Raw genomic sequence first — 13209 nt, 5'->3', positions numbered from 1 at the left:
CGGGACGGCTCAGCCCAGGAGCCGTGCGGGTCGTCGACCGCGGACGCTGCTGAGCAGGGCGATCCCCTCCGCCGCGCGCAGATCCGCCTCGGCGAGGGGGCGCTCGTGGATCTCCCCCGCCTCGAGGGCGAGCCGTCTCCCCACCCCGGGGAGGCAGCCGTCCTCGAGCGGCGGGGTCCACCAGGACCCGTCGATGCGGGCGATCAGCGTCGCGATCGTGGACTCGGTGACCCGGCCGTCCCGCCCGCGCAGGAGCACGTCCTGGACCGCCGGTGATCGCCGGCGAGCCCGCTCGAGCGCCCGCTCCAGATGCGCCCGGTCGGTGCTCTTGTGCCGGAGCGCCGGGGAGTCCGGGTCCTGGACCTCGTCGTCGAGCACGAGCAGCACCGGGCCCTCGGACGGCGCGGGCAGCGGGCGCTCGGTGAGCGTGGCCGCGCCGTCGAGGCCGAGCGCGAGCCGGAGCACCGCCCCCTGCTCCCCCGCCGCGCGGGCGCGCTCCCGCAGCTGCTCCGCGAGGGCGGCGCGGTCGCAGGGGATCATGAGCTCCGCCGCGAAGGACTCCAGCCGGTCCAGGTGGGCCTCGAGGTGCTGCGGTCGTCCTCCGCGCGCCGCGAGCGTCTCCAGGAGCGCGAAGCCCGCGGGATCCGGCGCCGCACCCCCGTCGGCGACCGGCACGACGGGAGCGGACGTCGTCCCGGGACGGGGCCGATTCGCCGGACGCGGCGTGATCGCCTCGAGCACCCGGGCCTTCACCTGCAGCTCCTCCCACTCCGCGGCCGCCTCCGAGGCCCACGTGATCCCGCTGCCCACGCCGTAGGTCGCGGCGCCGTCGGCCCGGTCCACGACGATCGTGCGGATCGCGACGGAGAAGGAGCTGCTCGCCGGCCGCCGACCATCCGGGGTGTCGCGCGCCGGCGCCATCCAGCCGATCGCGCCGCAGTAGGCGCCGCGCGGGCCGTCCTCGAGCCGGGCGAGCAGCGCCGTCGTCGCGGCCTTCGGCGCGCCCGTGATCGAGCCGCACGGGAACAGCGCCGTCATGGCCTCGGCGAGCCCGGTCCCGGCGGCGGCTCTGGCCGTGACGGTGCTCGTCATCTGCCACAGCGTGGGATAGGGCTCGGCATCCAGCAGCGCGGGCACCGCGACCGTGCCGGGCTCGGCGCAGCGGGCCAGGTCGTTGCGCAGCAGGTCGACGATCATGATGTTCTCCGCCCGCTCCTTGGGGCTGCGCAGGAGGTGGGCGCGGGCGGCGGCGTCCGCGGCGGGGCCGCTCCCCCGGGGCGCCGTGCCCTTCATCGGCCGGGTCGTGAGCCGGTCCCCCTCGCGCCGCACGAACAGCTCGGGGCTCGCTCCGAGCACGACATGGCTCCCCAGGTCCAGGTAGGCGCCGTGGCGCGTCCGCTGGCGGTCGAGGAGATCGCGGTGGCAGGCGAGCAGGTCCCCCTCGATCCGGCCGTCGAGGCGGGTCGTGAGGTTCGCCTGGTAGGTGGTCCCCTCGGCGATCGCCTCACGGACGGCGTCGACGGCGCTCGCGTGCTCGGCCGCGCTCCACCGCGGCGTCCACGGCCCGGTGCGGTAGTCCCCGCGTGCGCGGGGAGCGCGGGCCACGTCCTGCTGATCGGGGGCGTCGGCGACGACGAACCACACGAGCGGCAGCGGGGCCGGGCCGGGCGCGACCGTCAGCGCCGGGTCCAGCCCGGGCGCGGCCTCGTAGGCGATCATGCCGGCCGCCCAGGCCCCGGCGTCGACCCGCGCCTGCACGGCGCGCAGGGCGGGGAGCACCTGGTCCGGGGTGCGGGCGACGATCTCCTCCCGCGCCTCGCTCAGCTGCAGCACCTCCCCGGTCACGGGGTCCTCGAAGCGGGCGCGGGGTGCGGCGGTCATGACCACGGGGGTGGCTCGATCACGGCCCGCCCTCCGGCGGTCACCAGGAGACGCTCATCTCGGTGCCGTGCACGCGCCGCGCGGCCGCCTGGGTGCCCGTGGCCCCGGGCAGCAGCTCGACGAGCTCCTCGCGCACCCGGGGGCCGTCCTCGTCGACGTCGGTCCGGCGGCATCGCACCTCCACCGGGAGGATCCCGGGGCTGGTCACGCCCGCGACGATCGCCTCGGCGGGGTCGAGGGCGATGGCGCAGAACCGGCCCGGCTGATCCGCGCGGACCATCGTGGAGACGGCGACCTCGACGAGCGCCGGCTCCTGGGGCTCGAGCGCCCGCGGAAACTCGACGACGATCCCGAGGTACTCGCCGCCGAGGGGGCCGGAGGCGAGGATCTCGCCGCCGGAGGCCTCGATCTCGCCGAGCGCGCGGCCGCTGCGGTGCAGCGGGAGCACCACCCGCGCCACACCCTCGCGAACGGCGGTGAACAGCACCCGGTGCCGGACCACGGACTCGCCGCTGTCGCGCAGGTGGAGGACGGAGGAGATCAGCTCGACCTCGAGATCCTCCGCCCCGGCGGCGCCGTGACGCTCCCGGAGCGCGTCGAGGTCCTCGCGGATGCGGGAGAAGAAGAGCGTCTCACCGCCCTGCTGGGCCCGCTCGCCCTGCAGGTTCTGGCGCAGCTCCCCGGGGTCGAGGCCCAGCACCCCCTCGAGCACGTCGACGATCGCGAAGGAGCTCCGGCGGTGCGGCAGGGACGTCCCCCGCGCCCAGGAGCGGAGGGTGGGCGCCGAGACCGGCGCCCCCTGCCGCTCGCACTCGGCCGCGAGCGCACGCACCGAGATGCCCATCGCCGAGATCGCCGCGTCGAGCCGCTCGGCGAACCGCTGTGCCCCGTCCTTCATGCCTGCTCCCCCCATGACCACTCGATGCGGAGCCCACCCTGCACCAGGTCCGAGCGTGTGGCGAGCGCACGCGTCCCCTGGAGGCGTGCGGCCCTGCGGGAGCGTCCCTCCGGGTTCTCGGCCGTCGGGTCCTCGATGACGTCGATCCGCTCGGGCACCGCATCGGGGTGGAAGTCCACTCCGAGCACGAGCCTCCCGAGCGGGTGCGCGGCGCGCAGCTCGTGGTTCTGCGGTCCGTCGGCCCGGGGCTCGGGGCCCTGCACGGGGACGATCTCGTACTCGATCATCGTCATCTCCCCGCGTCGCAGCGGGGCGTCCAGCAGCAGCTCGCTGACGACCTGGCCGGTGCTGCGGCTCACCCGGCGACGGCCCAGCCGGGCGCCCGAGCTCGCCTCGAGCACGCGCAGCCCTCCCGCCTCGCGGACGGAGCCGTTCGTGTAGGTCCCGATGACGAGCCGCTCGGCGCCGCTGCGGGCCGCCTGGAGCACCATCTGGCAGCGGCTGCCGGTGAAGCGGCCCTGCTCGTCGTACTGCGCCACGTCGGTCATGGCGAGCCGCTGCATCTCGGTGTTCGAGGTGATGCCGAGGCTCTCCGCGGCCCGTTTGAACTCCGCGCCCTCGTGGAAGACCTTCTCGGCGGGGGCCTCCTGCTCCCACCACAGCGAGGAGCCCACCAGGATCGGATGGGGAGCCTGCGTGAGGTAGCCGGGCTCGGTGTCCAGCAGCTGCTCGAGGGCGTGGACCGCGCGCTGGGCCTCGTACCGTCGGGGCCGGGTGTAGCCGTTGCGCCACAGGCTGATGGTGGAGGCGGAGCAGGAGATCCCCCGCTCCTCGAGCCGTGCGGAGAGGCGTTCGAGCCCGAGGCCCTTCCGCGCGATCGCGCGGCGCAGCCGGTCGGCGAAGAGCAGCTCCTCGCCGAGCTCGCCCGAGGGGCCGACGGCGTCGCCGCCCTCCTCGGTGCTGCCGATGCGGTCCATGCCACGCTCCTCGGGGTCGATGTCCCGGCCATTGTGTACGAGCGCCGCCCCCCGGGGGAATCGGCACCCGCACGATCGGTCCGCGGGGCGCTGCGACACGGACCCGTCCCGACATGCAGAGGACCCCGCCCTCCGGCCACGAGGGCCGGCGGACGGGGTCAGGGGTGCCCGCGACAGGATTCGAACCTACGACCTTCTGCTCCGGAGGCAGACGCTCTATCCACTGAGCTACGCGGGCCGACTCCGGCATCCTAGCAAGCCGTGCGGCCCGAGCGGACCGCGCGGGCCCTGCAGGGCCGAGGGAGTGAGGCAGGCCTCATCGCAGCAGCGGCAGCTGGGCCCCGTGGAGGACGGCGGAGGGATCCGCGGGGATGCCGAGGCCGCTCGGCTCCGCGCCGGAGCGCACGAGCAGGTCCCCGATCGCGGCGATCATCGCGCCGTTGTCGGTGCACAGGCGGATCGGCGGGATCCGCAGCGTGATGCCGAGGGACTCGCAGCGCTGCCGCGCCGCCTCGCGCAGCCGGGCGTTCGCGGCGACGCCGCCCACGATGACGAGCGTGTCCAGGCCCCGGTCGCGCACGGCGCGCACGGCCTTCGTCACGAGGACGTCGACGACGGCCTGCTCGAAGCTCGCGGCGACGTCGGCCACGGGCACGGCCTCGCCGGCGCGCTCGATCGTCTCGACCGTGCGGGCGACCGCGGTCTTGAGCCCGGAGAAGGAGAAGGTGTACGGCGCATCGCCCTGGCGCAGCATCGCGCGCGGGAAGGCGAAGGCGGTGGGATCCCCGCCCGCCGCGGCGCGCGAGATCGCGGGACCGCCGGGGTAGCCGAGGCCCAGGAGGCGGGAGACCTTGTCGAAGGCCTCGCCGGCCGCGTCGTCGAGGGTGTCGCCGAGGTGCTCGATCGGGTCGCGCACGAGGTCGCCGACGGCGAGGATCGAGGTGTGCCCGCCGGAGACGATGAGCACGATCGAGCGCTCCGGCAGGGGGCCGTGCTCGAGGGTGTCCGCCGCGGCATGGCCGGCGAGGTGGTGCACGCCGTAGAGCGGGACGTCGAGAGACCAGGCCACGGACTTCGCGGCGGCGAGGCCCACGTGGACGGCGGTCGCGAGGCCGGGACCGGAGGTGGCGGCGACGTGCGTGATGTCGACGAGCTCGACGCCGGCGTCGGCGAGGGCGAGGCGGAGCGTCGGCACGGCGGCGTCCAGGTGGGCGCGGGCGGCGATCTCGGGGACCACACCGCCGAAGTCGGCGTGCTGGGCGGCGCTCGAGGCGAGGCCCTGGCCCAGCAGGACGCCCTCGGAGACGATCCCGAAGCCGGTCTCGTCGCAGGAGGACTCGACGCCGAGGACGACGGGGGTGCGCGTCACTTCAGCAGCGACATCGGGTCGGAGTAGGCGCCGGACTCGTCCATCTTGGCGAAGTGCAGGTGGCAGCCGGTCGAGCGGCCGGTGGAGCCGACGTAGCCGATGACGTCGCCCTGCTCGACCTTCGCGCCCACCTCGGTGTTGAAGCCCTGCAGGTGGTAGTAGCCGGTGACGACGCCGTCGCCGTGGTCGATCTTCACGCGGTTGCCGGAGGCGGGGTGGTTCTCGACGGCGACGACGGTGCCCGCGGCGGAGGCGTGGACCGGGGTGCCGCACGCGGAGCCGAAGTCGACGCCGTCGTGACCCTTGCCGTAGCCGAGCACGGGGTGGATGCGGTAGCCGTAGCCCGAGGTGATGGGGCCGCTCACGGGGCGGATGAAGCCCTCGGCGCTCGCGGTGAGCTCCTCGCCGGTGGCCTCGTCGACGATCTCGGGGGCGGGGGCCTCGACCTCGATGCCGGTCGCAGCGGTCGCGGAGTCGTCGGCGGCCGCGCCTGCGGAGTCCGCGGCGGTGTCGGCGTCCTCCGTGGAGGCGCGCTCCTGGCTGCGGTCGGCGGCGGCGTCGCCGCGGGTCGCGGAGGCGACGTCGGCGACCGGGAGGGCGACGGGGGCGGTGGCGGACTCGGCGAGGGCCGGGACGGACTCGGAGGCCGGGGTCGCGACCTCGGCGACGGCCTGGGACTCGTCCACCCCGGCGGCGGCCGCGGCGAGGGGGGCGGCGATGGTCGCCGTGGCGAGCGCTCCGAGCACCCCGACCTTGACGACGCCGGCGGTCAGCGTGGAGTCGCGGTGGGTGCCGCCGGTGACCCGGCTCTTGCGGACGTTCGCCCGCCCGGTGGCGCGATGATTCGCCAAGAGATCAGCCTGCTTCCTTCGTCAGTTCTGGGCATCGGTCCGTGATCGACGCCGAGCTGGGGGAAGGAGCGTCTCCGAACAACGCGTACCAAAATAGGGGCCCGACCCGAGGGGTTCGACCTCGGGTCGGGGGCCTTTGCCGACTTTTTGCGCTCTCGGGGAAAAGGGGGGTGGGATCTTGACGCGCCGCCGTCGGAGCCGACCCTCCCGATACCCGGACGCCACCCCGCGGGCCCTCCCGACACCCAGGCCGCGCCCCGGGCCGCGGTCTACAGTGACGCCATGCCGACCCCGGAACACCCTGCCCCCAGCAGCTCCTCGGCCCCCGGCGCGGACCCCGTGCGCGTGGTGGTCGTCGAGGACGAGCCGACGATCACGCGCGCGATCGCGGACCGTCTCTCCGCGGAGGGCTGGGAGGTGACGACCGCACCGGACGGCCCCTCGGGGGTGCGCACGGTGCTCGAGGTCCACCCGGACCTCGTGGTCCTCGACGTCATGCTCCCCGGCTTCGACGGGCTCGAGGTGTGCCGCCGGATCCAGGCCGCGGACCCGGTCCCCGTCCTCATGCTCACCGCCCGCGACGACGAGACGGACATGCTCGTGGGGCTCGGCGTCGGCGCCGACGACTACATGACCAAGCCGTTCTCGATGCGCGAGCTCGTCGCCCGGCTCAAGGCCCTGCTGCGCCGGGTGCGCCGCGCGCCCGCGCCGGCCCCCGCGGGCGGCGCATCCGCCGATCAGCAGCTCGCCCTCCAGATCGGCGACCTCGTCATCGACCGGGCCGGGCGCCGCGTCATGCGCGCCGGGGTGCCGGCGCACCTCACCCCCACGGAGTTCGACCTCCTGCTGTGCCTCGCGACGGCGCCCGGCACCGTGCTCACGCGCGAGCAGCTCCTCGCCGACGTCTGGGACTGGGTCGACGCGACGGGCACCCGCACCGTCGACTCCCACGTCAAGGCGCTGCGCCGCAAGCTCGGCGCCGACCTCGTGCGCACCGTGCACGGCGTGGGCTACGCGCTCGAGGCCCCGGAGGACGCCGAGGACGCGTCGCTCGACGCCGGCGCGGACGACCCTGGCCTCGAGCCGCCCCGGGACCCCGCCGGGCCCACCGCCGCCCCGTGATCCCCGCCGAAAGACGGGCCGCCGCGCTGCACCGCGTCGAGGAGCGCTTCGACGTGCGCCCCCTGGACCGCGTGAGCTCCTTCAAGGTCAAGCTCGGCGTGCTCGTCGCGGTGGTCGTCACGGTCGCCTCACTGCTCGCCTGGGCCGGCTTCTACGCGGGGCTCCAGCCGCTGCTCACGATCCCGATCGTGGTGATCCTCGCGCTCGTGGTGACGCAGCTGCTCGCGCGCGGCATGACCTCGCCGCTGCGGGAGATGACCCGCGCCGCGGTCGCCATGTCGCGGGGCGACTACTCCCAGCGGATCCGCGCGAGCAGCCGCGACGAGGTGGGCGAGCTCGCGGCCGCGTTCTCCACGATGGCCGCCGAGCTCGAGCACACCGATCAGCTGCGCCGCGACCTCGTGGCCAACGTGTCCCACGAGCTGCGCACACCGGTCGCCGGCCTGCGGGCGCAGCTCGAGAACCTCGTGGACGGCGTCACCGAGCCGGATCCCGCCGCGCTCGAGGTCGCCCTCGGGGAGACGGAGCGGCTCTCCCTCCTCGTCGACCATCTGCTGGACCTGTCCCGGCTGGACGCGGGGGTGGTCGAGCTGGATCTCGAGACCGTCGAGCTCACCCCCTTCCTCCACGAGGTCGCGGACGCCGCGGACCTCGCCGCGGGGCAGCGCGACGTGCGCTGGATCGTCGAGGTGGAGCCCGCGGACCTCGTCGTGACGGCGGACGCCGCCCGGCTCCACCAGGTGATCCACAACCTCCTCGACAACGCGGCGCGCCACTCCCCCGTGCGCGGACGCATCCGGATCACCGCACGGGGCGACGCCCCGAGCGGCACCGTGAGCATCGACGTGCACGACGAGGGTCCCGGGATCGCGCGGGAGGACCGCTCCCGGGTCTTCGAGCGCTTCCAGCGCGGCGGCGCCCCTGATTCCTCGGGAGGCACCGGCCTGGGGCTCGCGATCGCCCGCTGGGCCGTGGGCCTGCACGGCGGCAGCATCGAGGTCCTCGACGACCCGCGCACGGAGCAGGCCCGATCGGGCCGCTCCTCGCTGATCCGCGTGACGCTCCCGCAGGAGCCGGCCCGCCTCCGCTGAGCCCGTCGGGGTGGGGTCGGGACCGCGGTCCCGGCCGCCCCTCCGACGACCGTCCGACGGCCCCGCCGATGCGCTCCGACCACCCGGCGCGAGGTGACCTCTCCCACCTGGACGGCCCCGTCTGTGAAGGACCTGCGCACAAGCGCCGACGGTGCTCCCCGCCTCCGTTAGGGTGGTCCCATCCGCATCACCCGACCGTGAGAAGGCTGGCGATCTCAGAGTGTCACAGACGACACAGGGCCCGGACACCTCCCCCGTTCCGGAGACCCCGGACTTCGGACCCAATCAGTGGCTCGTGGACGCGCTCCGCGAGCAGTGGCAGCAGGATCCCGCGAGCGTCGACCCGAGCTGGGCGGAGCACTTCGGCCGCTCCGCCGAGGACTCCCCCGACGCTGCCGAGGCCCCCGCACCATCCGCATCCACCGACGCCGCCGCGTCGGGCACGGCGGGCGACGATGCCCCCGAGCCCGCGCCGGAGCGCGCACCGGACCCGGCTCCCGAGCCGGAGGAGCCCGAGAAGCCTGCGGCGGAGCAGCAGCCCGCCGAGGAGGCTCCCGCCACGGAGCAGCGCTCCGACGACGCCGGCTCCCCCAGCACCACCGCCTCCGGGGACCGCACCCCGGACGCCTCCCCCGCCTCCCCTCCCGCCGAGAAGGAACCTGCCGCCGTGACCGACCAGCCCGCGAAGGAGACGCGGAGCGCCGCCGTCTCCACCACCTCGGACCGCCCCGCGAAGGTCCCCACCACGACCGCGCAGATCCCCGCGGTCGAGCTGCGCGAGCCCGAGGTCGCCAAGCTGCGCGGCCCCGCGGCCGCCGTCGTGCGGAACATGGACGAGTCGCTCACCGTCCCCACCGCGACCTCGGTCCGCGACGTCCCGGTCAAGCTGCTCTTCGACAACCGCATCGTCATCAACAACCACCTCAAGCGCCACCGCGCCGGCAAGGTGTCCTTCACCCACCTCATCGGCTGGGCGATGGTCGAGGCGGTCTCCGAGATCGGCGACCTCAACAACGGCTTCGACGTCGACGAGAAGGGCAAGCCCGTCATGCTCGTCCGCGAGGACGTGAACTTCGGCCTCGCCATCGACATGCCCCGCCCGGACGGCTCCCGCGGCCTCGTGGTCCCCAACATCAAGGCCGCCCAGCGCTTCGACTTCCGCGGCTTCTGGCGCGCCTACGAGGAGGTCGTGAGGAAGGCCCGCGCGGGCAAGCTCACGATGGACGACTTCACCGGCACCACCGTGTCGCTGACGAACCCCGGCGGCATCGGCACCGTCCACTCGATCCCCCGCCTCATGAAGGGCCAGGGCGTCATCGTCGGCGTCGGCGCCATGGACTACCCGGCGCAGTTCCAGGGCGCGAGCCCCCAGACCCTCGCCGATCTCGCGGTCTCGAAGGTCATGACCATGACCTCGACCTACGACCACCGGATCATCCAGGGCGCGGCCTCGGGCGAGTTCCTCAAGGCCATCGGGGACAAGCTCCTGGGCAAGGACGGCTTCTACGACCGGGTCTTCGCCTCGCTGCGGATCCCGTACAAGCCCGTGCGCTGGGTCCCGGACAACCCTTTCAAGGACTCGAAGTCCGAGCGCCTCGCGCGCGTCATGGACCTCATCCACTCCTTCCGCGTGCGCGGCCACCTCATGGCGGACACCGATCCGCTGCAGTACCGCGTGCGCCACCATCCCGATCTCGACGTCGAGACCTACGGCCTCACCCTCTGGGACCTCGACCGCACCTTCCCCACGCGCGGGCTGGGCGGCAAGGAGGAGATGCCGCTGCGCGACATCCTCGGGGTGCTCCGCGACGCCTACTGCCGCACGATCGGCATCGAGTACATGCACATCTCCGACACCGAGGAGCGCGCCTGGCTCCAGCGGGAGATGGAGACCCCGCGACGCCCCTTCGCCAAGGAGGAGCTCGCGCACATCATGGACCGCCTCAACGCCGCGGAGGCGTTCGAGACCTTCCTGCAGACCAAGTTCGTGGGCCAGAAGCGGTTCTCGCTCGAGGGCGGCGAGTCCGTCATCCCGATGCTCGACGCGATCCTCGAGGGCTCCGCGCACGAGGGCATCGAGGAGGTGGGCATCGGCATGTCCCACCGCGGTCGTCTCAACGTCCTCTCGAACCTCGCGGGCAAGAGCTACGGGCAGATCTTCCAGGAGTTCGAGGGCAACTTCGGGCAGAACCTGGGCTCCGGCGACGTGAAGTACCACCTCGGCACCGAGGGCACCTTCACGGCGGTCGACGGCTCCACCACCAAGGTGTACCTCGCGGCGAACCCCTCGCACCTCGAGGCCGTGAACCCGGTGCTCGAGGGTATCGTCCGCGCCAAGCAGGACCGCCTCGAGAAGCCCACCGAGTTCCCCGTCCTGCCGATCCTCGTGCACGGCGACGCGGCCTTCGCCGGCCAGGGCGTCGTCACGGAGACCCTCAACCTCTCCGAGCTGCGCGGCTACCGCACCGGCGGCACGATCCACGTGGTCATCAACAACCAGATCGGGTTCACGACGCTCCCGGACTCCTCGCGCTCGTCCTTCTACTCGACGGACGTCGCGAAGACGACGCAGCTGCCGATCTTCCACGTGAACGGTGACGATCCCGAGGCGTGCGTGCGCGTCGCCGAGATCGCCTTCCGCTACCGCCAGAAGTTCCACCGCGACGTCGTCATCGACATGGTCTGCTACCGCCGCCGCGGTCACAACGAGGGCGACGACCCCTCGATGACCCAGCCGCAGATGTACAGCCTGATCGGGGACAAGCCCACCACCCGCAAGGTGTACATGGACTCCCTCATCGAGCGCGGCGAGCTCACCGAGGAGGAGACCGGGAAGCTCGTGAAGAACTTCCAGGACCACCTCGACGAGGCCTTCGCCTCGACCCGCAAGGACTCCGGCGCGGGCTCCGGCGAGAACGAGCGCTCGGTCCAGGGCCTCGAGAAGCCCGTCGCCCAGCGCGGCGGCGAGTCCTCGGGCGACCAGGACACCGCCGTCAGCGCAGAGGTCATCACCCGGATCGGGCAGGCGCACTCCGAGGTGCCCGAGGGCTTCACCGTGCACCCCAAGCTCGCCTCGCTGCTGAAGAAGCGCACGCAGATGTCCGAGGAGGGCGGCATCGACTGGGCCTACGGCGAGCTGCTCGCCTTCGGTTCGCTGCTCCTCGAGGGGCGCCGTGTGCGCCTCGCCGGGCAGGACTCCCGCCGCGGCACCTTCGTGCAGCGCCACAGCGTGCTCATGGACCACACCGACGGCGAGTCGTGGACCCCGCTGCACCACCTGGGCGAGGGCCAGGGCCGCTTCAACGTCTACGACTCCTCGCTCTCGGAGTTCGCCGCGCTCGGCTTCGAGTACGGCTACTCCGTCGAGGACACGGACGCCCTGGTGCTGTGGGAGGCGCAGTTCGGCGACTTCGCGAACGGCGCGCAGACCATCATCGACGAGTTCATCTCGGCCTCGGAGCAGAAGTGGGGCCAGAACTCGGGTGTGGTCATGCTCCTCCCCCACGGCTACGAGGGCCAGGGGCCGGACCACTCCTCCGCCCGCATCGAGCGCTTCCTCCAGCTGTGCGCGGAGGACAACATGCGCGTCGCGATGCCGTCCACCCCGGCCAGCTACTTCCACCTGCTGCGCCGCCAGGCGAAGCTCGAGCCGCGCCGGCCGCTCATCGTCTTCACCCCGAAGTCGATGCTGCGCAACAAGGCCGCGGTGAGCGCCGTCGAGGACTTCACGAGCGGAGGCTTCCGCCCGGTCCTGCCCGACACGACGGTGGACCCGCAGCAGGTGCGCCGCGTGATCCTCACCTCCGGCAAGGTCTACTGGGACCTCGTGGCGCGCCGCGAGAAGGACGGCATCACCGACACCGCGATCGTCCGCCTCGAGCAGCTCTACCCGCTGCCCACGGCGGAGCTCGTGGAGGTGCTCGGGGCCTACCCGGACGCCGAGCTCACCTGGGTCCAGGACGAGCCGAGCAACCAGGGCTCCTGGTCCTACATGGCGATGAACTTCCCCGTCGAGGTGGGCCGCACGCTCCGCGTGGTCGCCCGCCCCGCCTCCGCCTCGCCCGCGACCGGCTCCAACAGCGCCCACAAGGCGGAGCAGGAGGACCTGGTGCAGCGCGCGCTGCACTCCTGAGCGCCGGTAGAGTGTCCCGTCCTGTCCCCTGACCCTCCAGGAGGTCCCGGTGCCCGCACCGTCCACCAGCCCCGCCACGCCCACCACTCCCCGGGTGCGGGTCATCGCGCTCGGCGACGAGCTGCTCGCCGGGGTCGGTGACGCGCGTGCCCTGGGCTGGCTCGGTCGTGCGGTCGCGAGCGCGCAGGACCCCTCCGCCCGGATCGACGTGTTCACCTCGGCGCTGCCCGGGGAGACCTCCGCGGAGCTCGCGGAGCGCTGGGACGACGCGGTGCGGCGCCGGATGGACCCCGAGGCGCAGGCCGACGGCTCGATCGAGCACCGCGTGGTCATCGCGCCGGGCCGGGCCGACGTCGAGCACGGGGTCTCCATGGCCCGCGCGCGGCTGAACCTCGCGAAGATCCTCGACGGTCTCGAGCGCCTGCGGGTCCCCGCCTTCGTGGTGGGTCCGCCGCCGAGCCGCGACCGGGGTCGCAGCGCGGCCGTGCGCGAGCTGTCCGACGCCTACGCGGACGTCTGCTCGCGGCGACGGGTCCCGTTCGTGGACATGGTGGCCGGTCTCGAGGGCCACGAGCAGTGGGAGGGTGATCTCGCGCGCACCGACGGCGACCACCCCGGGCAGACGGGCTACGGGCTCATGGCCTGGCTCGTGCTGCACAGCGGCTTCGAGGACTGGGTCTCGGGCCGCGCCTGAGGGCAGTGACTCGCGCCTCAGGTGCGGGCACCTGACGGGGACCGGCCCGACCTGTGGCAGAATTGCGGGGTTGCCCGGGCGAAGGAAGGAGAGCGTGATGAGCAAGCGTGGACGCAAGCGCAAGAGCCGCCGCAAGAGCGGCGCCAATCACGGCAAGCGCCCCAACGCCTGATCCGTGAGGCGTCGGCCCGCCG

The 13209-nt window shown here is 73.6% G+C and carries 10 protein-coding genes and 1 tRNA gene; 5 read left to right on the top strand and 6 right to left on the bottom strand.

Going from position 1 to position 13209, the window contains the following annotated elements:
* Nucleotides 1–9: 9 nt before the first annotated feature.
* From pabB to NLU66_RS09880, 6 genes are all read right to left on the bottom strand, one after another.
* Complete coding sequence (gene pabB, locus NLU66_RS09905; protein ID WP_259359542.1) at nt 10–1881, bottom strand: aminodeoxychorismate synthase component I; 1872 nt, start codon at nt 1879–1881, stop codon at nt 10–12.
* A gap of 40 nt (nt 1882–1921) precedes the next feature.
* The gene (locus NLU66_RS09900; RefSeq protein WP_259359541.1) at nt 1922–2779 is read right to left on the bottom strand and encodes a hypothetical protein; all 858 of its coding nucleotides are present in this window, start codon (nt 2777–2779) and stop codon (nt 1922–1924) included.
* Nucleotides 2776–3756 (bottom strand): hypothetical protein, encoded by a 981-nt coding sequence (locus NLU66_RS09895; RefSeq protein WP_259359540.1) that lies wholly within the window; start codon nt 3754–3756, stop codon nt 2776–2778. The genes NLU66_RS09900 and NLU66_RS09895 overlap by 4 nt, the downstream gene beginning before the upstream one ends.
* 165 nt (nt 3757–3921) lie before the next feature.
* Nucleotides 3922–3994 (bottom strand) — tRNA-Arg (locus NLU66_RS09890).
* A gap of 78 nt (nt 3995–4072) precedes the next feature.
* Nucleotides 4073–5125: a tRNA (adenosine(37)-N6)-threonylcarbamoyltransferase complex transferase subunit TsaD gene (gene tsaD / locus NLU66_RS09885; protein ID WP_259359539.1), complete on the bottom strand. Its 1053-nt coding sequence runs from the start codon at nt 5123–5125 to the stop codon at nt 4073–4075.
* Nucleotides 5122–5976: a M23 family metallopeptidase gene (locus tag NLU66_RS09880; RefSeq protein WP_259359538.1), complete on the bottom strand. Its 855-nt coding sequence runs from the start codon at nt 5974–5976 to the stop codon at nt 5122–5124. Before NLU66_RS09880 ends, tsaD begins: the two co-directional genes overlap by 4 nt.
* Nucleotides 5977–6258: 282 nt before the next feature.
* On the opposite strand from NLU66_RS09880, the gene NLU66_RS09875 reads away from it, so the two are divergent.
* The 5 genes from NLU66_RS09875 to NLU66_RS17735 all read left to right on the top strand — a co-directional run bounded on the left by NLU66_RS09875 (nt 6259) and on the right by NLU66_RS17735 (nt 13187).
* Nucleotides 6259–7098: a response regulator transcription factor gene (locus NLU66_RS09875; RefSeq protein WP_259359537.1), complete on the top strand. Its 840-nt coding sequence runs from the start codon at nt 6259–6261 to the stop codon at nt 7096–7098.
* Nucleotides 7095–8189, top strand: coding sequence for a HAMP domain-containing sensor histidine kinase (locus NLU66_RS09870; protein WP_259359536.1), 1095 nt, complete (start codon nt 7095–7097; stop codon nt 8187–8189). The genes NLU66_RS09875 and NLU66_RS09870 overlap by 4 nt, the downstream gene beginning before the upstream one ends.
* Nucleotides 8190–8484: 295 nt before the next feature.
* Entirely contained in the window at nt 8485–12321 is a 3837-nt protein-coding gene (locus NLU66_RS09865; protein ID WP_416232150.1) for a multifunctional oxoglutarate decarboxylase/oxoglutarate dehydrogenase thiamine pyrophosphate-binding subunit/dihydrolipoyllysine-residue succinyltransferase subunit, read from the top strand.
* Between the two features lie 49 nt (nt 12322–12370).
* Nucleotides 12371–13015 carry a GDSL-type esterase/lipase family protein gene (locus NLU66_RS09860; RefSeq protein ID WP_259359534.1) on the top strand — a complete coding sequence of 215 codons (645 nt, stop codon included), beginning with the start codon at nt 12371–12373 and terminating at the stop codon, nt 13013–13015.
* 97 nt (nt 13016–13112) lie between these two features.
* On the top strand, nt 13113–13187 hold the full coding sequence (locus NLU66_RS17735) for a 50S ribosomal protein bL37 (protein WP_370297284.1): 75 nt from the start codon (nt 13113–13115) through the stop codon (nt 13185–13187).
* The last annotated feature ends 22 nt before the right edge of the window (nt 13188–13209 follow it).

It is taken from the genome of Brachybacterium sp. NBEC-018, assembly GCF_024860185.1.
Classification (GTDB): domain Bacteria; phylum Actinomycetota; class Actinomycetes; order Actinomycetales; family Dermabacteraceae; genus Brachybacterium; species Brachybacterium rhamnosum.
Note: the sequence above shows the minus strand (reverse complement) of the source record. Positions and strands in the feature narration are given on the sequence as shown.